The 26,993-nt window shown below is 63.6% G+C and carries 23 protein-coding genes; 4 read left to right on the plus strand and 19 right to left on the minus strand.

Annotated elements, in window-relative coordinates; translation table 11 throughout:
* Positions 1–5: 5 nt before the first annotated feature.
* Positions 6–437 carry an Lrp/AsnC family transcriptional regulator gene (locus SINAR_RS0125645; RefSeq protein ID WP_028001728.1) on the minus strand — a complete coding sequence of 144 codons (432 nt, stop codon included), beginning with the start codon at positions 435–437 and terminating at the stop codon, positions 6–8.
* Between the two features lie 124 nt (positions 438–561).
* On the opposite strand from SINAR_RS0125645, the gene SINAR_RS0125650 reads away from it, so the two are divergent.
* Positions 562–1,665 (plus strand): saccharopine dehydrogenase family protein, encoded by a 1,104-nt coding sequence (locus tag SINAR_RS0125650; protein ID WP_028001729.1) that lies wholly within the window; start codon positions 562–564, stop codon positions 1,663–1,665.
* 287 nt (positions 1,666–1,952) lie between these two features.
* On the opposite strand, the gene SINAR_RS0125655 is transcribed toward SINAR_RS0125650, so the two are convergent.
* The 7 genes from SINAR_RS0125655 to SINAR_RS0125685 all read right to left on the minus strand — a co-directional run bounded on the left by SINAR_RS0125655 (position 1,953) and on the right by SINAR_RS0125685 (position 9,977).
* Positions 1,953–2,357: a F0F1 ATP synthase subunit epsilon gene (locus SINAR_RS0125655; RefSeq protein ID WP_028001730.1), complete on the minus strand. Its 405-nt coding sequence runs from the start codon at positions 2,355–2,357 to the stop codon at positions 1,953–1,955.
* Positions 2,358–2,480: 123 nt separating this feature from the next.
* Positions 2,481–3,995: a F0F1 ATP synthase subunit beta gene (gene atpD, locus SINAR_RS0125660; protein ID WP_028001731.1), complete on the minus strand. Its 1,515-nt coding sequence runs from the start codon at positions 3,993–3,995 to the stop codon at positions 2,481–2,483.
* A gap of 24 nt (positions 3,996–4,019) precedes the next feature.
* Positions 4,020–4,904 carry a F0F1 ATP synthase subunit gamma gene (locus SINAR_RS0125665; RefSeq protein WP_028001732.1) on the minus strand — a complete coding sequence of 295 codons (885 nt, stop codon included), beginning with the start codon at positions 4,902–4,904 and terminating at the stop codon, positions 4,020–4,022.
* A gap of 27 nt (positions 4,905–4,931) precedes the next feature.
* A complete protein-coding gene (gene atpA, locus SINAR_RS0125670) occupies positions 4,932–6,461 on the minus strand; it encodes a F0F1 ATP synthase subunit alpha (RefSeq protein WP_028001733.1) in 1,530 nt (509 codons plus the stop codon).
* Positions 6,461–7,027, minus strand: coding sequence for a F0F1 ATP synthase subunit delta (locus SINAR_RS0125675; protein ID WP_028001734.1), 567 nt, complete (start codon positions 7,025–7,027; stop codon positions 6,461–6,463). Before SINAR_RS0125675 ends, atpA begins: the two co-directional genes overlap by 1 nt.
* Before the next feature lie 238 nt (positions 7,028–7,265).
* Entirely contained in the window at positions 7,266–7,652 is a 387-nt protein-coding gene (locus SINAR_RS0125680; protein ID WP_028001735.1) for an AGROH133_08824 family phage infection protein, read from the minus strand.
* A 120-nt stretch (positions 7,653–7,772) separates the two neighbouring features.
* A complete protein-coding gene (locus SINAR_RS0125685) occupies positions 7,773–9,977 on the minus strand; it encodes a primosomal protein N' (RefSeq protein ID WP_028001736.1) in 2,205 nt (734 codons plus the stop codon).
* A gap of 176 nt (positions 9,978–10,153) precedes the next feature.
* Here SINAR_RS0125685 and fsa point away from each other — a divergent pair, with 176 nt between their 5' ends.
* Complete coding sequence (fsa, locus tag SINAR_RS0125690) at positions 10,154–10,807, plus strand: fructose-6-phosphate aldolase (protein ID WP_028001737.1); 654 nt, start codon at positions 10,154–10,156, stop codon at positions 10,805–10,807.
* A 225-nt stretch (positions 10,808–11,032) separates the two neighbouring features.
* Here the strand turns inward: fsa and SINAR_RS0125695 are convergent, their stop codons facing one another.
* Positions 11,033–12,166, minus strand: a complete 1,134-nt coding sequence (locus tag SINAR_RS0125695; RefSeq protein WP_028001738.1) for an AAA family ATPase — start codon at positions 12,164–12,166, stop codon at positions 11,033–11,035.
* A gap of 279 nt (positions 12,167–12,445) precedes the next feature.
* Complete coding sequence (locus tag SINAR_RS0125700; protein ID WP_028001739.1) at positions 12,446–13,369, minus strand: GNAT family N-acetyltransferase; 924 nt, start codon at positions 13,367–13,369, stop codon at positions 12,446–12,448.
* A 176-nt stretch (positions 13,370–13,545) separates the two neighbouring features.
* Between SINAR_RS0125700 and SINAR_RS0125705 the strand changes: the two genes are divergently transcribed.
* Positions 13,546–14,481 carry a tyrosine recombinase XerC gene (locus tag SINAR_RS0125705; protein ID WP_028001740.1) on the plus strand — a complete coding sequence of 312 codons (936 nt, stop codon included), beginning with the start codon at positions 13,546–13,548 and terminating at the stop codon, positions 14,479–14,481.
* Between the two features lie 136 nt (positions 14,482–14,617).
* Positions 14,618–15,694, plus strand: a complete 1,077-nt coding sequence (locus SINAR_RS0125710) for a TraB/GumN family protein (protein WP_028001741.1) — start codon at positions 14,618–14,620, stop codon at positions 15,692–15,694.
* Positions 15,695–15,738: 44 nt separating this feature from the next.
* Here SINAR_RS0125710 and lpdA read toward each other — a convergent pair whose 3' ends face one another.
* The 9 genes from lpdA to mdh form a co-directional block, all read right to left on the minus strand.
* Positions 15,739–17,145: a dihydrolipoyl dehydrogenase gene (gene lpdA, locus SINAR_RS0125715; protein ID WP_028001742.1), complete on the minus strand. Its 1,407-nt coding sequence runs from the start codon at positions 17,143–17,145 to the stop codon at positions 15,739–15,741.
* A 36-nt stretch (positions 17,146–17,181) separates the two neighbouring features.
* Positions 17,182–17,934 (minus strand): SDR family oxidoreductase, encoded by a 753-nt coding sequence (locus tag SINAR_RS0125720; RefSeq protein WP_028001743.1) that lies wholly within the window; start codon positions 17,932–17,934, stop codon positions 17,182–17,184.
* On the minus strand, positions 17,931–18,431 hold the full coding sequence (locus SINAR_RS0125725; RefSeq protein WP_028001744.1) for a hypothetical protein: 501 nt from the start codon (positions 18,429–18,431) through the stop codon (positions 17,931–17,933). The genes SINAR_RS0125720 and SINAR_RS0125725 overlap by 4 nt, the downstream gene beginning before the upstream one ends.
* A complete protein-coding gene (locus SINAR_RS0125730) occupies positions 18,431–19,075 on the minus strand; it encodes a LysE family transporter (RefSeq protein ID WP_028001745.1) in 645 nt (214 codons plus the stop codon). Before SINAR_RS0125730 ends, SINAR_RS0125725 begins: the two co-directional genes overlap by 1 nt.
* A gap of 163 nt (positions 19,076–19,238) precedes the next feature.
* Positions 19,239–20,486, minus strand: a complete 1,248-nt coding sequence (gene odhB, locus SINAR_RS0125735; protein WP_028001746.1) for a 2-oxoglutarate dehydrogenase complex dihydrolipoyllysine-residue succinyltransferase — start codon at positions 20,484–20,486, stop codon at positions 19,239–19,241.
* A gap of 120 nt (positions 20,487–20,606) precedes the next feature.
* Positions 20,607–23,603, minus strand: a complete 2,997-nt coding sequence (locus SINAR_RS0125740) for a 2-oxoglutarate dehydrogenase E1 component (RefSeq protein ID WP_028001747.1) — start codon at positions 23,601–23,603, stop codon at positions 20,607–20,609.
* A 273-nt stretch (positions 23,604–23,876) separates the two neighbouring features.
* On the minus strand, positions 23,877–24,779 hold the full coding sequence (gene sucD / locus SINAR_RS0125745) for a succinate--CoA ligase subunit alpha (RefSeq protein ID WP_028001748.1): 903 nt from the start codon (positions 24,777–24,779) through the stop codon (positions 23,877–23,879).
* A gap of 6 nt (positions 24,780–24,785) precedes the next feature.
* A complete protein-coding gene (gene sucC, locus SINAR_RS0125750) occupies positions 24,786–25,982 on the minus strand; it encodes an ADP-forming succinate--CoA ligase subunit beta (protein WP_028001749.1) in 1,197 nt (398 codons plus the stop codon).
* Positions 25,983–26,015: 33 nt separating this feature from the next.
* Positions 26,016–26,978: a malate dehydrogenase gene (mdh, locus tag SINAR_RS0125755; RefSeq protein WP_028001750.1), complete on the minus strand. Its 963-nt coding sequence runs from the start codon at positions 26,976–26,978 to the stop codon at positions 26,016–26,018.
* Positions 26,979–26,993: the final 15 nt, after the last annotated feature.

The raw sequence follows: 26,993 nt of genomic DNA on the forward strand, positions 1-26,993 counted from the left end.
GACCGTCAGCGGTCGATGCGTGTCGAAAGGATGATCGACGACAGGGTCCTTTCGACGCCTTCGATTTCGCCGATGCGGTCGATCAACAAGTCCAGCTCGCTGATCGAAGCCGCAGCGACGACCGCGATCAGGTCGAAGCTGCCGCTGACCGAGTGCAGCATGCGGATTTCGCGGATGGCGGCAAGTTCGGGCGTGACCCGGCTCAGCGCCCGCGGTGCGATCGTGATCAGGACATGCGCCCGCACCAGGCCCTTCTCATAGCTTTCCGACAGGCGCACGCCATAGCCTGCGATCACGCCCTCGCGCTCCAGCCGCTCGATGCGCGCCTGCACGGTCGAGCGCGACAGGCCGAGCCGACGCGCAATTGTCGCCGTCGGCATGCGGGCGTTCTCGCTCAAGATGGCGAGGAGTTCACGGTCCTTGTCGGAAACATGCATATCGTCGTCTTTCATCGGCGAAATGCCGAATATCAACCGACGATTTAGCCATATCGCGGCTTCAAATCAACATCCGGCCGCGAGACAATGGGGGTGAAAAAGGCTCATACCCCGGGGATATAAAATGAAAGACATCGTCGTCATCGGCGCCGGTAAGATCGGCTCCACAATCGCGCGCATGCTGGCACATAGCGGCGACTATCGCGTCTGCGTCGCCGATCGCAGCGCCGAGCAGTTGCAGCAGGTCGAGAAGCACGATGCGGTCTCGACCGCCGTCATCGATATCACCGACAGGAAGGCGCTGGTCACCCTGCTCTCCGGCAAGTTCGCCGTGCTCAGCGCCGCGCCGTTTCATCTGACAGTCGCGATCGCCGAAGCTGCAGCAGAGGCGGAGATCCACTATCTCGACCTGACGGAGGACGTCGAATCGACCCGCCAGGTCAAGGCGATCGCCGCTGAAGCCAAGACCGCCTTCATCCCGCAATGCGGCCTTGCGCCGGGCTTCATCTCGATCGTCGCCAATGATCTTACCCGGCATTTCGATACGCTCGAAAGCGTCCGCATGCGCGTCGGCGCCTTGCCGCAATATCCGTCGAACGCTCTGAACTATAATCTCACCTGGAGCACCGACGGCGTCATCAACGAATATATCGAGCCCTGCGAGGCGATCGTCGAGGGCTCGCTGATCGAGGTTCCCGCTATGGAAGAGCGCGAGGAGTTTTCGCTCGACGGCGTAACCTACGAGGCCTTCAACACCTCCGGCGGCCTCGGCACGCTTTGCGAAACGCTCAAGGGCAAGGTCCGGACCCTCAACTACAAGACGATCCGCTATCCCGGCCATGCCGCGATCTTCAAGGCGCTCCTGAACGACCTCGGCCTGCGTCATCGTCGGGAAGTGCTGAAGGACATTCTCGAAAACGCGCTGCCGACGACGACCCAGGACGTGGTGGTGATCTTCGTCACCGTCTCGGGCTTCCGCGAGGGACGCCTGGTCCAGGAGACCTACGCCAACAAGGTCTATAGCGGAGTCGTCGCGGGACGCATGCAGAGCGGCATCCAGATCACGACCGCCGGCAGCATCTGCGCCGTTCTCGACATGCTCGCCGACGGCAAGATCCCCACGAAGGGCTTCGTCCGCCAGGAAGATATCGCGCTCGACGCCTTCCTCGCCAACCGCTTCGGCCACTACTACGCCCAGAAGCACGAGACGGAACGCGCGGCGAGCTGAGTTCGAATTCAGCTCGAGAATCGGAATGCCCGGACCGAGTCCGGGCATTTCTGATTCGTGCCTGGAATGCCCCTCATCCGCCTGCCGGTACCTTCCGCAAGCGGGGCGAAGGGACAAGCGGCGCCGTCCTGCTCCGGGAGCGCGCGGCTTGCCCCGTCTCCCCGCCTGCGGGGAGAAGGTCGCGGCAGCGGGATGAGGGGCTCATTTTCGCCGGTTCTGTCAAATCGCAAAAAACCCCGCTCGAGGCGGGGTTCGGATAGGCATTATCCCTGATCGGGATGTCCCTTTCAGGCCGGAATCACGATCTCCCCGAGTTTCGTCAGCTCGGCGATGAATTGTTCCAGACGCGTCTTCTTCTCGTCGCTGGCGCCTTCGAGTTCGGCGCGTGCCGCTTCGATGCGGTTCTCGAGAACCGTGCTATCCAGTTCGTCGACGTGGACGGCGGATTCGGCCAGCAGCGTGCAGCCCGAAGGCAGGATATCGGCGAAGCCGCCGAACACGGCGTAGCGCTCGGTCTTTCCGGCAGCCGTTTTCAGAGCCACGACGCCAGGCTTGACGGTCGTCATGGTCGGCGCGTGATTGGCCATCACGGTCATCTCGCCCTCGGTCGCCGGAATGACGACTTCCGTTACCTTCTCCGAGACCAGGAGGCGCTCGGGGGAAACAAGCTCAAAATTGAAACTTTCGGCCATGACCATTCACTTCCGGTGAGCGCGCCGCAGGGTCGGCGGGCTGTGCACGTTCTCCGCCACCACTCGTCGCGGCGGCATGAAATCCGTGGCGCGAGAAGTCCGCGCCACGGTTCACAATGCAGGTTAGGCGGCCTCGGCAGCCAGCTTCTTGGCCTTCTCGATGGCTTCCTCGATGGAGCCCACCATGTAGAAGGCGGCTTCCGGCAGGTGGTCGTACTCGCCGTTGACCAGGCCTTTGAAGCCCTTGATCGTATCTTCGAGGGCGACGAGCTTGCCCGGAGAACCGGTGAAGACTTCGGCGACGAAGAACGGCTGCGACAGGAAGCGCTCGATCTTGCGGGCGCGGGCAACGGCGAGCTTGTCCTCTTCGGAAAGTTCGTCCATGCCGAGAATCGCGATGATGTCCTGGAGCGCCTTATAGCGCTGCAGGGTCGACTGCACCTTGCGCGAGACTTCGTAGTGCTCTTCGCCGACGATCATCGGGTCGAGCATGCGCGAGGTCGAGTCGAGCGGGTCCACGGCCGGATAGATGCCCTTCTCGGCGATCGAGCGCGAAAGAACGGTCGTCGCATCGAGGTGGGCGAACGAGGTCGCCGGCGCCGGGTCGGTCAAGTCGTCAGCAGGAACGTAGATCGCCTGAACCGAGGTGATCGAGCCTTTGGTGGTGGTGGTGATGCGCTCCTGCATCGCGCCCATGTCGGTCGCGAGCGTCGGCTGATAGCCCACGGCCGACGGAATGCGGCCGAGCAGAGCGGACACTTCCGAACCTGCCTGAGTGAAGCGGAAGATGTTGTCGACGAAGAAGAGAACGTCCTGACCTTCGTCGCGGAAGTGCTCGGCGACCGTCAAGCCGGTCAGTGCCACGCGAGCGCGGGCACCCGGCGGTTCGTTCATCTGACCGTAAACCAGCGCAGCCTTGGACCCTTCGCCGCCGCCGAGCTTGTTCACGCCCGATTCGATCATTTCGTGATAGAGGTCGTTGCCTTCACGCGTACGCTCGCCGACGCCTGCGAAGACCGAGTAACCGCCGTGCGCCTTGGCGACGTTGTTGATCAGTTCCATGATCAGAACGGTCTTGCCGACGCCGGCGCCGCCGAAGAGGCCGATCTTGCCGCCCTTTGCATAAGGAGCAAGCAGGTCGACGACCTTGATGCCGGTGACGAGGATCTGCGCTTCCGTCGACTGTTCGACATAGGCCGGGGCGTCCTGGTGGATCGCGCGGCGGGCCTTGGTCACGACCGGACCGGCTTCGTCGACCGGCTCGCCGATGACGTTCATGATGCGGCCGAGCGTTTCCTTGCCGACCGGAACCGCGATCGGGCCACCCGTGTCGGTGACCTTCTGACCGCGGACGAGACCTTCGGTCGAGTCCATGGCGATCGTGCGGACGGAGTTCTCTCCGAGATGCTGCGCGACTTCGAGAACGAGGCGGTTGCCGTTGTTGTCGGTTTCCAGCGCGTTCAGGATCTGCGGGAGCTGGCCTTCTTCGAAGGCGACGTCGACGACGGCGCCGATGACCTGCGTCACGCGGCCGACAGCACCGGTAGCCGCAACGACTGTCTTGGCGGAAGCTGCCTTCTTCGGAGCAGCCGGCTTCTTCGCCGCTGCGGTTTCTTTCGGGGTAGCTGCCTTAGCCATAATTCTTACCCTCTTCTCGTAACCTTAGAGCGCTTCCGCGCCAGAGATGATTTCAATGAGTTCCTTGGTGATCTGCGCCTGCCGCTGACGGTTGTAGTTGAGCGTCAGCTTGTTGATCATCTCACCCGCATTGCGCGTCGCATTGTCCATGGCACTCATCTTCGCGCCCATTTCACCCGCGACGTTCTCGAGCAGGGCCCGGAAGATCTGCACGGAGATGTTGCGCGGAATGAGATCGGCGAGGATCGCGCCTGCTTCCGGCTCGTATTCGTAGATGGCCGATGCGCTCTCGCCCTCGGCAGCAGCCACTTCGCCGGCCGATGCCGGGATGAGCTGCTGGGCCGTCGGGATCTGGGAAATGACGGACTTGAACTCGGAATAGAACAGGGTGCACACGTCGAACTCGCCCTTTTCAAAGAGCTCGATGACCTTGTGCCCGATCCGATCCGCATTTTCGAAGCCGATCTTCTTGACTTCACGCAGATCGACGCGGTCGATGATCAGCGACGCGAATTCTCGCCGCAGAATATCGAATCCCTTCTTGCCGACGCAGATGATCTTGACCGTCTTGCCCTGCGCGAGCAGTTTGCGCACATGGTCGCGGGCAAAGCGGGCGATCTGCGAGTTGAAGCCGCCGCAAAGCCCACGTTCGGCCGTGCACACGATCAGGAGATGCGTGTCGTCCTTGCCGGTCCCCGTCATCAGCCGCGGCGCACTGTCGTCCGCACCGACCGCCTGAGCGATATTGGCAAGAACGGCAGCCATGCGCTGCGAATAGGGCCGGGCGGCCTCGGCCGCCTCCTGGGCACGCCGAAGTTTCGCCGCAGCGACCATTTTCATCGCCTTGGTGATCTTCTGCGTCGCCTTGACGGAGGCGATCCGGTTCTTCAGATCCTTAAGTGAAGGCATCCGTTGTCCGTCCTAATTGAGGTCCGCTCAGGCGAAAGACTTGGCGAAGCTGTCGATTGCGGCCTTCAGCTTGGCCTTGGTGTCGTCCGAGATCGCCTTTTCCGTGCGGATGGCATCCAGAACGGCCTTACCTTCCGAACGCAGATAGGAAAGGAGACCCTGCTCGAACTTGCCGACGTCGCTGACCGGCAGCTTGTCGAGGTAGCCGTTGACGCCGGCGAAGATGACCGCGACCTGCTCTTCCGTCTTCAGCGGCGAGAACTGCGGCTGCTTCAAAAGTTCCGTCAGGCGGGCGCCGCGGTTGAGCAGGCGCTGTGTCGCGGCGTCGAGGTCCGAACCGAACTGGGCGAAGGCCGCCATTTCGCGGTACTGGGCGAGCTCGCCCTTGATCGAGCCGGCGACCTGCTTCATCGCCTTGATCTGGGCGGACGAGCCGACGCGCGAGACCGACAGACCGACGTTAACGGCCGGGCGGATACCCTGATAGAACAGGTCGGTCTCAAGGAAGATCTGACCGTCGGTGATCGAAATCACGTTGGTCGGAATGAACGCCGACACGTCGTTGCCCTGCGTCTCGATGACCGGCAGAGCCGTCAGCGAACCGGCGCCACGCTCGTCGGAGAGCTTGGCGGCGCGCTCCAGGAGGCGCGAATGCAGGTAGAAGACGTCGCCCGGATAGGCTTCGCGGCCCGGCGGGCGACGCAGGAGCAGCGACATCTGGCGGTAGGCGACGGCCTGCTTGGAAAGATCGTCATAGCCGATCAGCGCATGCTTGCCGTTGTCGCGGAAGTATTCGCCCATCGCGCAGCCGGCGAAGGGAGCGAGATACTGCATCGGAGCCGGGTCGGAAGCGGTCGCAGCGACGATGATCGAGTACTGCAGCGCTCCGCGCTCTTCGAGAACCTTGACGAACTGCGCAACCGTCGAACGCTTCTGGCCGATGGCGACATAGACGCAATAGAGCTTGTCCTGCTCCGGGCCGTTGTCGTGAATCGGCTTCTGGTTCAGGAAGGTGTCGAGGATGATCGCGGTCTTGCCGGTCTGACGGTCGCCGATGACGAGCTCGCGCTGGCCGCGGCCGACCGGGATCAGGGCGTCGATGGCCTTGAGGCCGGTCGACATAGGCTCGTGGACCGACTTGCGCGGAATGATGCCGGGCGCCTTGACGTCGACGCGTGCGCGCTGCTTGGCGTTGATCGGCCCTTTGCCGTCGATCGGGTTGCCGAGCGCGTCGACGACGCGGCCGAGCAGCTCCGGACCAACCGGAACGTCCACGATGGCGCCGGTCCGCTTGACGGTGTCGCCTTCCTTGATGTCGCGGTCGGAGCCGAAGATAACCACACCGACATTGTCGGCTTCCAGGTTCAGCGCCATGCCGCGAATTCCGCCCGGGAATTCGACCATCTCACCTGCCTGAACGTTGTCGAGGCCGTAGACGCGGGCAATACCGTCACCGACGGAAAGCACCTGGCCGACCTCGGAAACCTCCGCTTCCTGGCCGAAATTTTTGATCTGATCTTTAAGAATTGCGGAAATTTCCGCGGCGCGGATATCCATCAGCCGACCTCTTTCAGTGCAAGCTTAAGGGTAGAGAGTTTGGTGCGAAGGGAGGTGTCAATCTGGCGGGACCCGACCTTGACGATCAGACCTCCAAGAATAGACGGGTCGACGGTGACGTTTACCGCCACGTCTTTGCCGGTGACGCCTTTCAGCGTCGCCTTCAATTCGGTTTCCTGCGCCGGGGTCAGCGCATGCGCCGACGTGACGTCGGCTGTGATTTCGCCTTTGTGGCGGGCAGCGAGCAGGCGGAATGCCTTGATGATGCCCGGCAGCACGAAGAGACGGCGATTGCGGGCGACGACCTTGAGAAAGTTTCCGACCAGCCCGGAGAAGCCGAACTTCTCGACGAGGGCGGAAATCGCCTTGAACTGGTCGTCGGCAGAAAAGACCGGACTTACGATCAGCCGCTTCAGATCCTCGCTCCCGTCGATCAGCGCCTGGATGCGCGTCAGGTCGGCACCGACCGCCTCGATCGATCCGGCTTCCAGAGCGAGCTCGAAAAGCGAAGAGGCATATCTTTCTGCAACACCGGAAATGAGCTGGGATGTGTCTGCCACGGGCACAAGCTTCTCTCAAAATCATCCAGGAATGTCAGACCTGGCGAACCTAAGACCTAACTTCTTGAATTTGCTGCAATAACTCGCAGGATATCGAGGCCGTCAGACCCACTTCCCCCGCAGTTCGCGGTTCGTCTAGCATAGGATGTTTGGACTCGCAACACGCCAACGGCAGGAATGCGGCATTACCCGGCCTGTTCGGCCGAATTTTGCCGTAAATAGTGTCGCAGGCCCTTGTCGGCGGTCAGATCAGCCCGAAAACATAGGCAAGAGGGAGGATCGCAAGCGACGCCTGGACGAGGAGCGCGAGCCAGTTGAAGAGGGTCGCGCCGTTGTCGCTCATGATCGACAGGATGCGACCGAAGGCCGCGAGCGCGAAAGCCGCACCGACGGCGAGATAGACCATCGGCTGAGCAAGCAGGATAGCCCCGAGCCCCAGCCCGAGATGCATGCCGCCCATGGTGGAGCGGGCCTCCGCCAGCCCTCCCCGTCGCCCCTCGGCGATTCCGATCCCGGCGGCACGAAAGGTCAGGCGCGGCGCAAAGAGCATGACGAGGCCGATCAGCGCCGCAAGCGCCGCCGCACAAAAGGCCAGGAGTTCCCCCGTTTCCGTCGGTATGTAGAACTCCATCGCCGTCCCCGCCTGTTGCTGTGGACCCTCGCCTCGCGCCGAGCGGCGCAGTGCTTGGAAGAGGTCTAGCCTAAGTCCTCCCGGATGTGAATCGGCTGACGGACGAAGAACGGACGGTGATCACAGAAAACTCTGCGGATCGATGTCGAGCTGGACGCTGACCGATCCGCGCTCCTTTGGCCCGGCGGCGATCATCGCCCGCACGAAAGACTGCATGTCGCTGTTGCGCCGCCCGTGTACGAGCAGCCGGAAGCGGTGCCGGCCGCGGATGAGCGCAAGCGGCGCTTCCGCCGGTCCGAGGATCGCGATGCCGTCGACGCGCGGCGCGGCATTGCGCAATCCGCGGGCATGGCCCTCTGCATCGCCACGGTTGTCGGCCGAAACGATGATCGAGGCGAGCCGGCCGAAGGGCGGCAGCACCGCCTTTTCCCGCTCATGGATTTCGCGCTCGTAGAAGGCGTCGGAATCGCCCGACACGATCGCCTGCATGACCGGATGCTGCGGCTGATAGGTCTGTAGCAGGCCGAGGCTCTTTAGGCCCGTCCGGCCTGCACGTCCGGTCACCTGAGAAAGGAGCTGAAACGTCCGTTCCGCAGCGCGCGGGTCGCCATTGGCGAGCCCCAGATCGGCATCGACGATGCCGACCAGCGTCATGTTCGGGAAATTGTGTCCCTTGGCGACCAGTTGCGTGCCTATGACGATATCCGCTTCGCCGCGGGCGATCGCCTCGAGCTCCAGCCGCAGCCGCTTGACCCCCATCAGGTCGGAAGAGAGCACGATGGTGCGCGCGTCGGGAAAATGCCGCTCGACCTCTTCGGCGATACGCTCGACCCCGGGGCCGCAGGCAACGAGATGATCGAGCGTGCCGCATTCCGGGCAGGCTTCCGGGGTCCTCTCCGAATAGCCGCAATGATGGCACTGGATCTGCCCGCGGAAGCGATGCTCGACCAGCCAGCTCGAGCAGTCCGGGCACTGGAAGCGATGGCCGCAGACGCGGCAGAGCGTCAGCGGCGCATAGCCGCGTCGGTTCAGGAACAGGAGCGCCTGCTCACGGCGGCCGATCGTCTTGCCGATCTGTTTCACGAGCACCGGCGAGAGAAAGCCGCCGCGTTCCGGCGGATGACGGCGCATATCGATTATGCCGAGATCGGGGAGCGCCGCATCGCCGAAGCGGGTCGGCAGATGGATCGGCCGGTAGCGCCCCACCTCGCCGTTCACCCGGCTCTCGACCGAAGGCGTGGCGGAGACCAGCACGACCGGAAAGTTGCCGATCCGCCCGCGCACCACAGCCATGTCGCGCGCATTATAGAAGACGCGGTCCTCCTGCTTGTAGGCGGGGTCGTGCTCCTCGTCGACGACGATGAGGCCGAGGTCCTCGAAGGGCAGGAACAGTGCCGAGCGGGCGCCGGCGACGACGCGCACCTGGCCGGTCGTCACCTGCCGCCAGACCTTTTCCCGCATGCGCGGCGCGAGGTCGGAGTGCCACTCTGCAGGCTTGGCTCCGAAGCGGTCCTGGAAGCGTTCGAGGAAGCTTGCGGTCAGCGCGATTTCCGGCAGCAGGATCAGGACCTGCTTGCCGGCGCGCAACGTCGCCGCGATCGCCTCGAAATAGACCTCCGTCTTGCCGGAACCGGTGATGCCGTCGATCAGCGACACCGAGAATTTCCGCTCCTCGACGGCGGCCAGCAGGTCGGCAGCCGCCTGCCTCTGCGGTCCTTCGAGGCGCGGTCCGGCGAAAGCCGGATCCGGCGCGGCGACGACGGGCGGCGGCGGCATGAAGACGGTTTCGAATACGCCCTGCGATGTCAGGCCGTCGATGACGCTGGAGGAGACCCCCGCGGCATGGGCAAGCCCCGAGCGGGTCCAGGAGAGCCCGTCGCCCGCCGTGGCGAGGACGCGCTCGCGCGCCGCAGTCATCCGTTCCGGCCGCATCTCGGTCAGGCGCAGCGCTTCCACCATGGGCTCCGGATCGAACGCGGTCGGCGCCCGAAGCGCCATCCGGGCGACGAGGCCCGGCGGCGTCAGCGTATAGGCAGCCACCCAATCGAGAAAGGAGCGCATGTCCGGGCCGAGCGGCGGACAGTCGAAGACCTTCTCGATCTGCTTCAACTTCTTCGGATCGACGCCGCCCTCGTCTTCGCCGTCCCAGACGACGCCGACGACGAAACGGGGGCCGAGCGGCACCTGCACGATCGATCCCGGCTCGACCGCCATGCCGTCCGGCACGGCGTAGGAATAGGCTCTCGGCGCCGGCATGGGCAGCAGGACAGGCACCACGCGGCGGTCGAGAACGGGGCCGAATAAATCGGTTGAATCAAGAGTCATTTTGCCGTGACCTTGCCACCGCTTTCAGTTAAAGAAAACTTCGCAGCGAACCGCTGCCTTGCAGAGAGCAGGGTTTGTCACGGTTCCGACCGAGTTTCAACGCGCGCGATATCCGCCACGGAATTTCCTGCTGCGGTGATGCGCCCGAAACGGCTGAGTGCCAAAGGAAGACTCCGATGAAATTTTTCGTTGATACCGCCGATGTGAAGGACATCCGGGAACTGAACGATCTCGGCCTGCTCGACGGCGTCACCACCAATCCGTCATTGATCCTGAAGGCGGGCCGCGACATCGTCGAGGTTACCAAGGAAATCTGCTCGATCGTTGAAGGGCCGGTTTCGGCCGAAGTGACCGCGACCGAATACAGCGAGATGATGAAGGAAGCGGCCGCGCTTTCGAAGATCGCCGACAATATCTGCATCAAGCTGCCGCTGACGCTCGACGGCCTCAAGGCCTGCAAGGCGCTGACCTCGGACGGCCACCAGACCAACGTGACGCTGTGCTTCTCGGCAAACCAGGCGCTGCTGGCCGCCAAGGCCGGCGCGACCTTCGTCTCGCCGTTCATCGGCCGCCTCGATGACATCGCCTTCGACGGCATGGATCTGATCCGCGAAATCCGCCACATCTTCGACAATTACGGCTACGAGACCGAGATTCTCGCCGCCTCGGTGCGCACGGTCAACCACGTCAAGGAAGCCGCCCTTATCGGCGCCGACGTGGTAACCGCGCCGCCAGCGACGCTGAAGGCCCTGGTCAAGCACCCGCTGACCGACAAAGGCCTCGAAATGTTCCTCGCCGACTGGGCCAAGACCGGCCAGAAGATCGCCTGATCCTGCTGCATGTTTCCTTTGATCGCAGCCGATTAAAGGAAAAGGACATGCAGCAGATCAAAGTGCTGCAGCGACCTTTGCCCGCTCGATAAGACGCGCGGCGCTGCAGGGCACGGAATGAGATATTGGGGCCTCGCAGCGATGCGGGGCCCTTTCGATTCCCCGGCTGTCATGAATCCCTTCGCCTCGCCTGCGGCGTGACCGCCAGGGCGAATAAGAGGTTGTTCATTCGTCGTCGTCGATCATGCCGGTAAGCCGCATACCCTCGATCCAGGTGGCCCCGTCCCTGCGGATCACCCGGCGGGGTCGGACGCCGCACCGCTCCTGAACGAGCGCCGCCAGCGGTTCGGAATGGGTGACGATCCAGATCTGGCTCTCGCGCGCGGCGCTGGCGATCATGGCGGCCAGGGCCGGCAGCATATCTGGATGAAGACTCGTCTCCGGCTCGTTCAGCGCGATGAACCGGGGACGGCGATAGGATAACAGCGCAGCCGCCAGCGCCAGAAAGCGCATCTGCCCGTCCGAAAGCTCGCGGGGCGAGAACGGCCGGCGCGGAAAATCCGGAAAGACGAGCGAGAACTCGGCGAACTGACCGGGTTCGGGAACCTCCAGATAGGCGCCTGCGAAGGCGTCGGCAACCGCCCGATCGAGATCGACCGTATCCTGTCTCGTGTGCCGAAGCGTCGCGAACACGGCGGCCATGTTGAAGCCGGTCTCGTCGAGCAGCGGCGCGGTGATCGCAAGACAGGGCATTCGCAGCGGCGATTCGCGGTCGGTGCGAAAGCCGTGAAAGAACCGCCATTGGTCGACCGCCCGGCGGAAATTCCCGATCTCCGGATAGTGGCCGGCGTCGCCCAGCAACGAAATGGCCGTCTCCGATGTCATCGCCTGTTCCGGATAATCTACCATCCGGCCGCCCTCGCCGCGCACGAGGATACCGGGGCCGGTACGCTTCATTACCGGAACGGGGCGCCGGCCCGTCTCGATCGTGAGCTCCTCCTCCTTGACCTGCGGCTCATGGGCGAAACCAGCCGCCGCCTTTGGCGGGCGGAACCCCGCCTCGATCCGGTAGCGGAAGGTGATCGCTCGCTCTTCGTCGATCAGTTCGGCGTCCAGGCGGATGCGCGCCGGCTTGCCGACGCGTTGCGGGCCGCTCCAGATGGCCGACGCCATGCCGCCTTCTTCGGCGATCTCGCGGGCGAGCTGGCCTCGCACAGCAGCCTGAACCAGCTGCAGGGCACGATAGAGATTGGACTTCCCGACACCGTTCTCGCCGATGAACAGATTGACGCCGGCCAGATCCATGCGGATCGAGCGCAGCGACCGATAGTGCTCGGCGAACATCGAGCGAAGCATCATGGTGGCGGCTTAGGACCTGTGGACACTTATGGATAGGGGTTTGATTTTGCACAAATCGGTCAATGCCAAGGGTTTTTCCGCAGCAAAGGGTTGCCCCCTTTGCAAGGGAAAAGCCGCCGGCAGTGGGCGATTTGTGCAAAACCCTTCGGGCGGACCATATTGCGGTGCCTTGTCGCGAAAAATCCGGCTTGCAGGCGGACGGCCTGCAGCGCCGGATTTTCCACGAAAGTCCCTCGCAATTTGGGCCGTCAAATCCCTATCCATAAGTGTCCACAGGTCCTAGCCCGCTACAACCGCTCTGGCAGACAGCTCGAACGCCGCGTCGCTGTCGGCAGCCAGTGCGTGTACCGTATGGCGCTCGAGTGCGCGGGTGACTTCCATGGGATCGCCGTCGAGCGCGTCCGCCGGAATGAGATTGCCGATCCGGAAGTCGAAGCGGTCGCCCTTCTTGTTCAGGAGTTCGTGGAACACAGTCATGTCGCGCAGTTCCGTCGACCATTTCGCGAACCAGTAGAAGAGGCCGGAATTGCGGGCACTCATATGCACCGGCAGGACCGGCAAGCCGTATTTGCGTGCGAAGCCGACGGCCGAGCTTTTCCAGGGCCGCTCGTTGAGCCGCCCTTCGGCCCAATAGGCGATGCGGCCGGAGGGGAAGAGCACGGTTGCCTTGCCCTCCTCGATGGCCCTGTTCGTGACCTGCAGCGTTTCGCGCGCCTTCAGCTTGCTCTTGTACTCCTCCCGCCATTCGACCGGGATGACCATTTCGACAAAACGTGGATTGACGCGGATGGCGTCGCGGTTCGCAAAGAACATCATGTCCGGCCGCCGGCCCTTCAACAGGTCGAAGACGGCGATACCGTCGGCGATCCCCGTCGGGTGGTTGCTGACGAGCAGGAATCCGCCCTTCTGGGGGATACGCTCCGGCCTGTCGGCCCGGATATCGAGGGCGAGAAGTGAACTCAGATGCTCGAAGGCCTGGAAACCCGGCATGTTGGCGACGGCATTGGCGAATTCGATCGCCTTGCGGTAGTTGAGCAGCGTGTAGAGAAAGGGCCGCATGGCAGGCCACAGGGGATGGCGGACGATCTTCTGGCCGCGCTCCGCTATCAGCGTATCGACAATGTGGCCGGGACGCCCTTGCGAGATCAGCGCAACTGCCTCTGCAAAGTGCGCCAGAGCGCTCGCCGAATCACGTCTCGACATTGTCCCATCCGCTGTTGCTGGCTGAACATTGCAGTTCAATATGATCGAACAATGACAAATTCCAAGAGGCCGCCGCAGCAAACTTCAACACGTTAGCAAAAACATAACACGCCCGATGCGATGCTCCGAGCCTGGATCAGTGAGCTCACCGCGCTGATGAACCCGCCGGGCCGATGATGAACGAACTTCTTGCGATAGGCCATCCCGAAGTGATGGCGGAACGAAGGCGCTGGCTTGCGAGCCTCGCCGAGGAGCGCCGATTGTCCGAAAAGACGGTCGACGCCTACGAGCGCGACACGCGGCAGTTCCTGACCTTTCTGACACGGCACCTCGCGGGGCCACCGCGGCTCTCGGATATTCGCACCCTGCGCCCCGCGGATCTGCGCGGCTTCCTGGCGCAGCGCCGCAAGGGCGGCGCCGGCGCGCGCACGCTCGGCCGCGGGCTGGCAGGTCTGCGTTCCTTTCTGCGCTATCTCGAGAGAAACGGGCTCGCCAATGCGGCGGGCGCAGGGGCAGTGCGTTCCCCGAAACAGCCGAAGTCCCTCCCCAAGGCATTGACCGACCGGGAGGCCCTGAAGGTCGTCACCGCGGATGCCCAATTGGCCGAGGAACCCTGGATCGCAGCGCGCAATGCCGCAGTGCTGACGCTGCTCTATGGCTGCGGCCTGCGGATAGCGGAGGCGCTGGACCTGACCCCCGCCGATTTCTCAGGCCCGGTCACGTCGCTCAGGGTCACCGGAAAAGGCGGCAAGACACGGATCGTGCCGATGATCGCGGCCGCCGCGGAAGCGGTCGAGACCTATCGGAAACTCTGCCCCTACCATATCGAGCCCGGAGAGCCGATTTTCCGCGGCGCTCGCGGCGCGAAGCTTCAGCCGGCAATCATCCAGCGCGAGATGCAGAAGCTGCGCGCCGCACTCGGCCTGCCCGATTCGGCGACACCGCACGCGCTGCGCCATTCTTTCGCGACGCATCTTCTGGCGGGCGGAGGGGATCTCCGCACCATTCAGGAACTGCTCGGCCACGCCAGCCTGTCGACGACGCAGGTCTATACCGGCGTCGATTCGGCGCGGCTCCTGGAAATCTACGACCGTGCCCACCCGCGCGCCTAAAATCTGACGTCCTTGACCGTTAACCAAACGCGTTAAGGAACCCGTGACCGTGGGGAAGTAGGGTTCCGCTATAGCGGGATGAGGAAAACTGCCTGCGCTTTTCCGCCCCATCCCGTTCTAAATGCCGGGGGCACCCATGAGCACTTTTACCGGGACGGTCCGCGATATCGCGGCCAAGGCGGCAGACGGCCTCCTGTGGCTGATCGCGCTGTTGAATGCACTGACGGCAGCAAGCCTCCTTGCCGCCCTCCTCTATGTGTCGAATGCACGCGCGGAGGAAGTCGATTGCGCCGGCAGTAACATCTTGGCCGGCCTCGAACGTTCGGACCCGGCCCGCCTGGCGGCGCTGCGCGCGGAAGCGGCGGCGGTGCCCAACGGAAAGGGCCTGCTTTGGAAGATCGAAAGCCACGGACGGGCGCCCTCCTTCCTGCTCGGCACCATGCATGTCACCGACCCTCGTGTGCTGGCGATGCCCGGCGGCGCGACGGAAGCCTTCGCAAAGGCTGAGACCGTCATCGTCGAGTCGGACGAGATCGTCGACCAGAACAGAGCAACCGCCGCGATCATGATGCAGCCGGAACTGACCATGTTCACCGGCGACAAGACGATCAACGATTTCCTGAAGCCGGAGGACCGCGCGCTTCTCGAAAGCGGGCTCAAGGCGCGCGGCATCCCCCTGCCGCTCGTCACCAAGATGAAACCCTGGATGATCGCCAGCTTCGTGGCCCTGCCGGCCTGCGAATTCTCGCGCAAGGCGGCCGGGGCCTCCTTTCTCGACAAGAAGCTCGCCGAGGACGCGGTGAGGGAGGGCAAGACGCTCAAGGGTCTCGAAACGCTGGTCGAACAGCTTTCGGCGATGGATTCGCTGCCGGTCGAAATGCATCTCAAGGCACTGATCGAAACGCTTGCCCTCGGCAAGACGATGGACGACGTGCTCACGACGACCACCGATCTCTACCTCTCCGGCGAGACGGGCACGATCATGCCGATGATGAAACTCGTCTCCGCCGGGCTGTCGTCCGACGATGCCGGGTATGCGGAATTCGAGCAGCGCATCATCATCGATCGCAACAGGATCATGGCCGATCGCGCCGCGCCCCTCCTGAAGGGTGGCGGCGCCTTCATGGCCGTGGGCGCGCTGCACCTTCCCGGCAGGGAAGGCCTCGTCGAACTCCTGCGTCGGCAGGGGTTCACGGTAACGCGGGTGGAATGATCGGCCGGCCAAACCCGATGGGGGGCACGGCCGCCCTCCAATAATCACATATGGATCGGCCTGAAGAAGGTGGAAAGCGCCGCTTCCTTCACCGCCTCGGACATCGTCGGGTGGGCGTGGCAGGTGCGGCCGAGGTCTTCCGACGATCCGCCGAATTCCATCAGCACCGCGATCTCGTGGATCATTTCGCCGGCGCCGAAGCCGATGATGTGCCCGCCGAGCACGCGGTCGGTTTCCTTGTCCGCGAGGATCTTCACGAAACCGTCCGTCTGCAGCATGGCGCGGGCGCGGCCATTGGCCGTGAAGGGAAACTTGCCGACCTTGTAGGCAACGCCCGCGGCCTTCAGCTCTTCCTCCGTCTTGCCGACGGAGGCGACCTCGGGCTGGGTGTAGACGACGCCCGGAATGACGTCGTAGTTCACGTGGCCCGCCTGGCCCGCGATGATCTCCGCCACGGCGACACCTTCGTCCTCGGCCTTGTGTGCCAACATCGGCCCGCGAACGACATCGCCGATGGCGTAGACGCCGGTGATGCTTGTGTGGAAATGGCGGTCGATCTCGACGCGGCCGCGCGAATCGAGGACCACACCCGCCTTGGCGAGACCCAAGCCGTCCGTCGAGGGTTTGCGTCCGGTAGCAATGAGCACGACCTCGGCATCGAGCGTAGTGGCCTCGCCGCCCTTCACCGGCTCGAAGGTGACCGTCGCACCGTCGTCCGATTTCACGACGCCGGTCACCTTGGCACCGAGCTTGAAGTCGATGCCTTGCTTGGTGAGCATCCGCTGCAGCTGCTTGGCGACTTCGCCGTCCATGCCGCCGAGGATCGTGTCGAGAAATTCGACCACGGTCACCTTGGCGCCGAGGCGCGCCCAGACCGAGCCGAGCTCAAGACCGATCACGCCGCCGCCGACGACGATCATGCTCGCGGGGACCTTCTCCAGCGCGAGCGCCCCGGTCGAGGAGATGATGGTCTTTTCGTCGAACGCGACCTCCACGCCCGGGATGCCGGCGACATCCGAGCCGGTGGCGATGACGACGTTCTTCGCCTCGAGCACCTGCTCCTCACCCTTTTCGTTCGTGACCGAGACCTTGCCCTGGCCGAGAACCTTGCCGATGCCCTGGAAGCCGTCGATCTTGTTTTTCTTGAAGAGGAAGGAGACGCCGTCGACATTGGACTTAACGGTCGCGTCCTTGTGGGCCATCATCTTCTGAAGGTTCAGCTTCGGGCTTGCGACCTCGACACCCAGCGCCTCCAGGCCGTGCTGAGCCTGATGGAACATTTCGGAAGCATGCAGCAGCGCCTTGGAGGGGATGCAGCCGACATTCAGGCATGTGCCGCCATAGGTGCTGCGCTTCTCGACCACGGCAACCTTCATGCCCAGCTGCGCCGCCTTGATGGCGCAGACATAGCCGCCGGGTCCGCTTCCGATAACGATGAGATCATAGGCCATTTGATAATCCTTCTTGGGAGGACGGTCTTGGGAGGGCTACCGCCCGCCGCTGACAGTGAGAATGGTTCCCGTCACGTAAGTCGCCTTGTCGGACAGGAGGTAGAGAATTGCATCGGCGACCTCGGCGGCCGTTCCGGGCCGCTGCATCGGGATCGCGGGCGCGAGCTCGCGGGCTCGGTCGGGCAGCCCGCCGGAGGCATGAATTTCCGTATCGATGATGCCGGGCCGAACCGCGTTCACGCGTATGCCCTCGGTGGCAACTTCGCGCGCCAGCCCGACCGTGAAGCTGTCGACCGCGCCCTTTGTTGCGGCGTAGTCGACATATTGTCCGGGCGCACCAAGCACGGCGGCGATGGAGGAGAGATTGACGATCGAGCCGCCCCGTCCGCCGTGGCGCGTCGACATCCGGAGCACCGCCTCGGCGGCGCAACGGATGGAGCCCGTCACGTTGATGCGGAACAGCCGCTCGATCCGCTCGGGCGAAATCTCGTCTACGCGCTGTGGCGGGCCGATGATCCCGGCATTGTTGACGAGGCCGTCGAGACGGCCGAAGGCGGAGTCGACAGCCGCAAAGATGTCCTTAACCCCCTCTTCCCTGCCCACGTCACCCTGGACGGAAACGGCCGTGCCGCCGGCCTCCGCGATGCGGCGGACCACGTCCTCGGCCGCCTCGCGATGGGACGCATAGTTGACGGCGACCCTCCAGCCTTCGCCAGCCGCCGCAAGCGCAACCGCGGCGCCGATGCCGCGGCTGCCCCCGGTGACGAGGAGCACAGGCCGGTCGCTCATGATCCACACCCCTTGAACTGGAAGACATCGGAGCTGTCGGTGCTGCCCTTGCCCTCGCCCCAGGCGCTCGATTCGCGCAGCGACGGTCCGAAATCCGGAAGCAGGATCTGGACGGCAGCGGGCGCGTCCTCCGGCTGAAGCAGTCCGATCTGGCCGGCCTTGTCGACCGTATAGATCGGGCCCTGCCACACGGTGCAGGCCTCGAGTTCCGCGCCCGTCACGTCGCCGGTCGGGCAGTCGTTCATGACGATCCCGTTCGCCCTCAGCGGTTCGCCCGACTGCATCACGACGCCATCGAGCAAAAGCCCGGTGTCCCCGATCTTGACCTTGAAGTGATTGCTGGTGACGGCTGCCGCCGATCCGACGGGCTCGAAGCGCAGCTCATAGGTCCCGGCCGGATCGGCATAGACCGCCTGCGCCTGGGTGCATTCGCCTGCAAGCGCCGGTCCTGCCGAGAGCACAAGCGAAAGGAGGAGAACGTTGCGGCCGCAGATCATCACGCGGCCTTCTCCGTCGCCAGCTTCAGTCCGAGTGCGATGAAAACCATGCCACTTGCCCGGTCGATCCATTTGCTCGCACGCGTGAAGGCCGCCCGCATCCGCGGCGTCGTCATGAACAGGCTGACCCCGACGAACCAGAGGATCAGCGCGCTCGCCATGACGAGGCCGTAGCCGAACTTGACCGTCATCGGCGTATGGGCGCTCACGACCGTCGAAAAGATCGACAGGAAGAAGAAGACCGCCTTGGGGTTGAGCGCGTTGGCGGCAAAGCCGAGGCCGAAGGCCTTCAGCGCCGACTGGTGCCGACGGGCTTCGCCGGTTTCCGGCGCGTCTTCGACCGCGATTTCCGTCTGGCCGGCGCGAAGGGCCTTTACGCCGATATAGATGAGGTAGGCGACGCCGCACCATTTGACGACGTTGAAGAGGTAGATCGACTGCGAAATGATCAGCCCGAGGCCGAGAACGGTGTAGGTCACGTGGAACATCAGCGACGCGCCGATGCCGAAGGAGGTGATGACAGCCGAGCGGCGCCCGTGCACCAGCGACTGGCGCAGCACCATCGCGAGGTCGGCGCCGGGCGAAACGATGGCGAAAGAGAAGATCGCCATTAGTGAAGCGAGTTCGATCAGATAGCTCATCATGGTTTGCGTCCGGTGCTTACGATACCCAACTGTCCGGAATGCGCGCATAGCGTGCCACGGAAACCTAACCTTTGGTTCCGTGGCTGTCGATGCCCGTCAGACGCGCGTCCCGGCACAGGCATCGGTGGAGATGGAAACGGGGGCACGCGGCCCCCGCCATTCCTTAGAGATCCAGAACCAGACGTTCCGGGTCTTCGAGGCTTTCCTTGACGCGCACGAGGAAGGTCACCGCTTCCTTGCCGTCGACGATGCGGTGATCGTAGGACAGCGCCAGATACATCATCGGCCGGATGACGACCTGACCGCCGATCGCGACCGGGCGGTCCTGGATCTTGTGCATGCCGAGGATGCCCGATTGCGGGGCGTTGAGGATCGGCGAGGACATCAGCGAGCCGTAGACGCCGCCGTTGGAGATGGTGAAGGTGCCGCCCTGCATGTCGGCCATGGACAGCGTTCCATCACGCGCTGCCTTGCCGAGACGGCCGATCTCCTTCTCGATCTCGGCAATCGACATCTGGTCGGCATCGCGCACGACCGGCACGACGAGACCCTTGTCGGTGCCGACGGCGACGCCGACATGGCAGAAGTTCTTGTAGATGATCTCGGTGCCGTCGATCTCGGCATTGACAGCCGGCAACTCCTTCAGCGCATGCGTCACGGCCTTGGTGAAGAAGCCCATGAAGCCGAGCTTCACGCCGTGCTTCTTCTCGAAGATGTCCTTGTACTTCGAGCGCAGGCTCATGACGGCGCTCATGTCCACCTCGTTATAGGTGGTGAGCATCGCCGCGGTGTTCTGCGCGTCCTTCAAGCGCCGGGCAATCGTCTGGCGCAGGCGGGTCATCTTCACGCGCTCTTCGCGGGCGGCATCTTCCGCCGGTGCCGGCGCGCGGGCCTGGACCTTGGCGGGTTCGGCTGCAGCCGGCGCCGAAATGCCCTTGGCGACAGCCGCGAGCACATCGCCCTTCAGCACCTGACCGCGCTTGCCCGATCCGTCGATCTGATCGGCGGAAAGACTGTTCTCGGCGATGAGCTTGGCGGCGGCCGGTGCCGGCGGCATCGACGTGGGCGCCTGCGGCGCGGCAGCGGCGGCCGGCTGGGCAGCCGGGGCAGCCGGAGCGGCAGCGGGTTCGGGCTTTTTCTCGGCCGCAGCCGGTGCAGCAGCGGCAGCGCCCGCGCCCTCGGCGATCTGACCAAGGAGCGCACCGAGGCCGACGGTTTCGCCGGCCTGCGCGACGATTTCGCTGAGCGTGCCGGCGGCCGGCGCCGGAACTTCGATCGTCACCTTGTCGGTCTCGAGCTCGAGGATAGGCTCGTCGGCCTTGATCGCGTCGCCGACCTTTTTGAACCAGGTGCCGACGGTCGCTTCGCTGACGGATTCGCCAAGGGTGGGAACGCGGATTTCTGTTGCCATGAGTTTTGTTCCGTTGATCAGATTTCTGTTCTAGTTCTTTGAAACTACACACTCCGGTCGGAAAATCGTTCAAACTTTCCTGGGAAGTGCTCGGCGATCGGCAGATCGTGGGGGACTTCGTCAGCCCCCCAGCGCGTCCTCGAGGAAGGCGGCAAGCTGCGCCAGATGCTTGGACATCAGGCCGGTTGCCGGCGAAGCGGCGGCCGGACGGCCGGTATAACGCACCCGCTGGTACTTGGCATCGATATGGGCAAGCACCCATTCCAGATAGGGATCGATGAACGACCAGGCGCCCATGTTCTTCGGCTCTTCCTGGCACCAGACCATCTCCGCATTGCGGAAGCGGCTGAGCTCGTTGATGAGAGCCTTGGCCGGGAACGGATAGAGCTGTTCGACGCGCAGCAGGTAGATGTCGTCGATGCCGCGCTTCTCGCGCTCCTCCAGAAGGTCGTAGTAGACCTTGCCTGAGCACATGACGACGCGGCGGATCTTCGAATCCTTCTGCAGCTTGATCGGACCGTCCTTGATGACCTCGGCATCGTCCCAGAGGAGACGGTGGAACGAGCTCTCGCCGGCCATTTCCGACAGGCTGGAGACCGCCCGCTTGTGACGCAGCAGCGACTTCGGCGTCATCAGGATTAACGGCTTGCGGAAGTCGCGCTTCACCTGGCGGCGCAGGATGTGGAAGTAGTTCGCCGGTGTCGTGACGTTGGCGACCTGCATGTTGTCTTCCGCGCAAAGCTGCAGGAAGCGTTCCAGGCGGGCGGAGGAATGCTCCGGTCCCTGACCTTCATAGCCGTGCGGCAGCAGGCAGACGAGACCCGACATGCGCAGCCACTTGCGCTCGCCCGACGAGATGAACTGGTCGAAGACCACCTGTGCGCCGTTGGCGAAGTCGCCGAACTGGGCTTCCCACAGCGTCAGTGCGTTCGGACGGGCGAGCGAATAGCCGTATTCGAAGCCGAGAACGGCTTCTTCCGAGAGCATGGAGTTGATGACCTCGTAACGCGCCTGCGTCGCCGACAGGTTGGCGAGCGGAATGTAGCGCTCTTCCGTCTCCTGATCGTAGAGGACTGAATGACGCTGCGAGAAGGTGCCGCGCTCGCAATCCTGACCGGACAGACGGATTTTGGTGCCCTCGGTGACGAGAGTACCGAAGGCGAGCGCTTCGGCCATCGCCCAGTCGATGCCCTCGCCGGTCTGGATCATGTTGGCGCGGTTTTCCATGAAGCGCTGGATGGTGCGATGCGCGTTGAAGCCGGCCGGAATTTCGGACAGCTTGCGGCCGACCTCCTTCAGCTGCTTCATCGGCACCGAGGTCCGTCCGCGGCGCTGCTCATCCTGATTGTCGGCCGTACGCAGACCCGACCAGGCACCGTCGAGCCAGTCGGCCTTGTTCGGCTTGTAGGACTGGCCGGCCTCGAATTCCTGTTCGAGATGGGCGCGCCAATCGGCCTTCATCTTCTCGACTTCGCCTTCGCTGATCAGGCCCTCGGCGATCAGCCGGTCCGAATAGAGCTGGACGACGGTCTTGTGCGCGCGGATCGCCTTGTACATCTTCGGCTGCGTGAACGCCGGCTCGTCGCCCTCGTTATGACCGAAGCGGCGGTAGCAGAACATGTCGATGACGACCGGCTTGTGGAATTTCATCCGGAACTCGGTCGCGACCTTGGCGGCATAGACGACGGCTTCCGGATCGTCACCGTTCACGTGGAAGATCGGCGCCTCGATCATCTTCGCCACATCAGACGGATAGGGCGAGGAGCGCGAGAAGGCCGGGTTCGTCGTGAAGCCGATCTGGTTGTTGATGATGAAGTGCACCGTGCCGCCGACACGATGCCCGCGCAGGCCCGAGAGCCCGAGAATTTCGGCGACCACACCCTGGCCGGCAAAAGCCGCGTCGCCATGCAGAATCAGCGGCATGACCTTGACGCGTTCGCGCAGCGGAATGATGTCGCCTTCGAATACGGTCGCTATCTGGTCCTGCTTGGCGCGCGCCTTGCCCATGACGACCGGATTGACGATCTCGAGATGCGACGGGTTTGCCGTCAGCGACAGGTGCACCTTATTGCCGTCGAACTCGCGGTCCGAGGAAGCGCCGAGGTGATACTTGACGTCGCCGGAACCTTCCACGTCATCGGGGGTGTAGGAGCCGCCCTTGAACTCGTGAAAGATGGCGCGGTGCGGCTTGGCCATGACCTGGGAGAGAACGTTGAGGCGGCCGCGATGCGCCATGCCAAGCACGATCTCCTTGAGACCGAGCTGGCCGCCGCGCTTGATGATCTGCTCAAGCGCCGGGATCAGCGATTCGCCGCCGTCGACGCCGAAGCGCTTCGTGCCCTTGTACTTGACGTCGATGAACTGCTCGAAGCCTTCCGCCTCGATGAGCTTCTGCAGGATCGCCTTCTTGCCCTCGGGGGTGAATTCGACGCCCTTGTCCGGCCCTTCGATGCGTTCCTGTATCCAGGCCTTCTCTTCCGGGTTGGACATATGCATGAATTCGACGCCGATGGTCGAGCAATAGGTCCGCTCGAGGATCTCGACCATCTCGCGCACGGTCGCGTATTCGAGGCCGAGCACGTTGTCGATGAAGATCTTGCGGTCGTAGTCCTTCTCTTCGAAGCCGTAGGTCTTCGGAGAGAGTTCGTCGTAATCCTCGACCGGGTCGGCAAGGCCGAGCGGGTCGAGCTTGGCGTGCAGGTGACCGCGCATGCGGTAAGCGCGGATCATCATGATCGCGCGGACGGAATCGCGCGTCGACTGATGCACCTCGGCCTCGCTGAGGGGGACGCCGGCTGCGGCAGCGACCTCCTCGGCCTTCGCCTTGACCTTCTTTTCGATGACCTTTTCGACCGTGCCCCAGTCGCCGTCGAGGGCCGAGACGAGTTCACCATTGGCGGGAATCGGCCAGTTCTGCTTCTTCCAGGAGGCGCCCTTGGCCGCTCTCACCACATCTTCGGGCCGATCGGCAAGCGCCTTGAAAAAAGACTGCCACTCGGCCGAAACGGATGAGGGGTCCGCTTCATAGCGCGCATGGAGCTGCTCGATATAGGCGGCATTGGCGCCGTCCAGAAAGGATGTGAGCTGGAATTGCTCGTTGGCCTCTTGCCTTGTCATGGTCTCTCGCGGGCTTCCGCCCGCCTCCTGACTTAAGTTGGTGTGCCGGGTTTGTCCCGGTCATGTTTGCCTTCTGCGTTTTTTCAACGGTCGGGCGCATCGTTCCGGCTGCGTCGGGCACGGTTCGGGCTGGTCGCCATCTGCGCCGCGCCCGGCGCTCATCATCGTATCTTTCGTGGCTCCAATGGGGCGGCTTGGCCGACCGCCCCATTGCAAGGTGCCACAGCGACCTTTGCGCGTCCCGGAGGACGCGCGGCGCTGCAGGAGAGTTCGTCAGCCCTTCAGGACTTCGACCAGCGTCTTGCCGAGGCGGGCAGGCGACGGCGAAACACGGATCCCGGCCGATTCCATCGCCGCGATCTTGTCTTCCGCGCCGCCCTTGCCGCCGGAGATGACGGCACCGGCATGGCCCATGGTGCGGCCGGGAGGAGCCGTGCGGCCCGCAATGAAGCCGACCATCGGCTTCTTGCGGCCGCGCTTTGCCTCGTCCTTCAGGAACTGCGCCGCTTCCTCTTCCGCCGAGCCGCCGATCTCGCCGATCATGATGATCGACTTCGTCTCGTCGTCGGCAAGGAACATTTCCAGCACGTCGATGAACTCGGTGCCCTTGACCGGGTCGCCGCCGATGCCGACTGCCGTCGTCTGGCCGAGGCCTTCATTGGTGGTCTGGAACACCGCCTCGTAGGTGAGCGTGCCGGAGCGCGAAAGCACGCCGACCGAACCCTTGCGGAAGATGTTGCCGGGCATGATGCCGATCTTGCACTCGTCGGGCGTCAGAACGCCCGGGCAGTTCGGACCGATGAGGCGCGAAGACGACCTTTCGAGCCGCGCCTTGACCTTCACCATGTCGGCGACCGGAATACCCTCGGTGATGCAGACGATGAGCGGGATTTCGGCGTCGATGGCCTCGATGATCGCCGCCGCGGCGCCGGCCGGCGGAACATAGATCACGGAAGCGTTGGCGCCGGTCGCGTCGCGCCCTTCGGCAACGGTAGCGAAGATCGGCAGTTGCTCGCCCTTGGCGCCGGCCCAGGTCTCGCCGCCCTTCTTCGGGTGGATGCCGCCGACCATCTTGGTGCCGTTGTAGGCAAGTGCCTGTTCGGTGTGGAAGGTACCGGTCTTGCCGGTTAGGCCCTGAACGAGAACCTTGGTGTCTTTGTTGATCAGGATGGACATGAAACCTCAGGCTCCCTTCACGGCTGCAACGATCTTCTGGGCGGCATCGTCCAGATCATCGGCGGAAATCACGTTGAGGCCCGATTCGTTGATGATCTTCTTGCCGAGCTCGACATTGGTGCCTTCCAGGCGCACGACGAGCGGCACCTTGAGGCCGACTTCCTTGACCGCTGCAAGCACGCCTTCGGCGATGACATCGCATTTCATGATGCCGCCGAAGATGTTGACGAGGATGCCCTTGACCGCCGGATCGGCAGTAATGATCTTGAAGGCCTGCGTGACCTTCTCCTTCGAGGCGCCGCCGCCGACGTCGAGGAAGTTGGCGGGCTCGGCGCCGTAGAGCTTGATGATGTCCATCGTCGCCATGGCGAGGCCGGCGCCGTTGACCATACAGCCGATATTTCCGTCGAGGGCGACATAGGCGAGGTCGTATTTCGACGCTTCGATTTCCTTCTCGTCCTCTTCCGTCGTGTCGCGCAGCGCGACCACATCCTCATGGCGGAAGAGCGCATTGCCGTCGAAGGAGACCTTGGCGTCGAGGACGCGCATGCGGCCGTTCTTCATGACGATCAGCGGATTGACCTCCAGCAGGCTCATGTCCTTTTCAACGAAGGCCTTGTAGAGGATCGGGAAGAGCTTCTCGGCGTCGGCACGCGCTTCGCCTTCGAGTTTCAGCGCGTCGGTCAGCGTTTTCAGATCTTCTGCGGTCACACCCTTGTCCGGGTCGATCGCGACGGTGACGATCTTCTCCGGCGTATGTTCGGCGACCGCTTCGATGTCCATGCCGCCCTCGGTCGAAACGACGAAGGCCACGCGACCGACGGAGCGATCGACGAGGATCGAGAGGTAGAGCTCGCGCTCGATATCGGCGCCGTCCTCGATATAGAGGCGGTTGACCTGTTTGCCGGCCGGGCCGGTCTGCTTGGTCACCAGCGTGTTGCCGAGCATTTCCCTGGCATTGGCGACGACTTCGTCGACCGACTTGGCCAGGCGTACGCCGCCCTTGGAATCGGCGCCGAGTTCCTTGAACTTGCCCTTGCCGCGACCACCGGCATGGATCTGGCTCTTCACCACGTAAAGCGGTCCCGGCAGCTTCTTGGCAGCCGCTTCGGCTTCGTCGGCGGAGAAGATCGCGACGCCTTCCGCGACCGGCGCGCCATAGCTCTTCAACAGAGCCTTGGCCTGGTATTCATGGATGTTCATGGGTTCTTTCCTGTCTGATAGGCCGGATGGCGGTTACTTCAGGCTGGGTGCGATATTGATGCAGGCTTCGCAAAGGCCGGCGACGGCCGCGACCGACTTGTCGAAGGCTTCCTTCTCGCCCTTGTTGAGGTCGATCTCGATGATGCGCTCGACGCCGCCGGCACCGATCACGGTGGGCACGCCGACATACATGTCCTTGACGCCGTACTGGCCGGAGAGATGAGCGGCGCAAGGCAGCACACGCTTCTTGTCCTTGAGATAAGCTTCGGCCATCTCGATCGCCGACGCTGCCGGCGCATAATAGGCCGAGCCGGTCTTCAGAAGGCCGACGATCTCGGCGCCGCCGTCACGGGTGCGCTGGATGATCTGGTCGAGCTTTTCCCTGGTGGTCCAGCCCATCTGGATGAGATCGGGAAGCGGGATGCCGGCGACGGTCGAATAGCGGGCGAGCGGCACCATCGTGTCGCCATGGCCGCCGAGCACGAAAGCGGTGATGTCCTTGACCGACACGTTGAACTCCTCGGCGAGGAAGAGCCGGAAGCGCGAGGAATCGAGCACGCCGGCCATGCCGACGACCTTGTTCTTCGGCAGGCCGGAGAACTTCTGCAGCGCCCAGACCATCGCGTCGAGCGGGTTGGTGATGCAGATGACGAAGGCGTTCGGAGCGTATTTCTTGATGCCGGCGCCGACCTGTTCCATGACCTTGAGGTTGATGCCGAGCAGATCGTCGCGGCTCATGCCGGGCTTGCGCGGCACGCCGGCCGTGACGATGCAGACGTCGGCGCCCTCGATGGCGGAATAATCGCTCGCACCGGTGAGCGACGCATCGAAGCCCTCGACCGGAGAAGACTGCGCGATGTCGAGGCCCTTGCCCTGGGGAATGCCGTCGGCAATGTCGAAAAGGACGATGTCGCCCAGTTCCTTCAGGCCGGCGAGATGCGCCAGCGTGCCACCAATCATCCCCGAACCGATAAGTGCGATCTTGTTGCGCGCCATGAAAGTGCTTCCTTT

This window comes from Sinorhizobium arboris LMG 14919 (genome assembly GCF_000427465.1).
Classification (GTDB): Bacteria; Pseudomonadota; Alphaproteobacteria; order Rhizobiales; family Rhizobiaceae; genus Sinorhizobium; species Sinorhizobium arboris.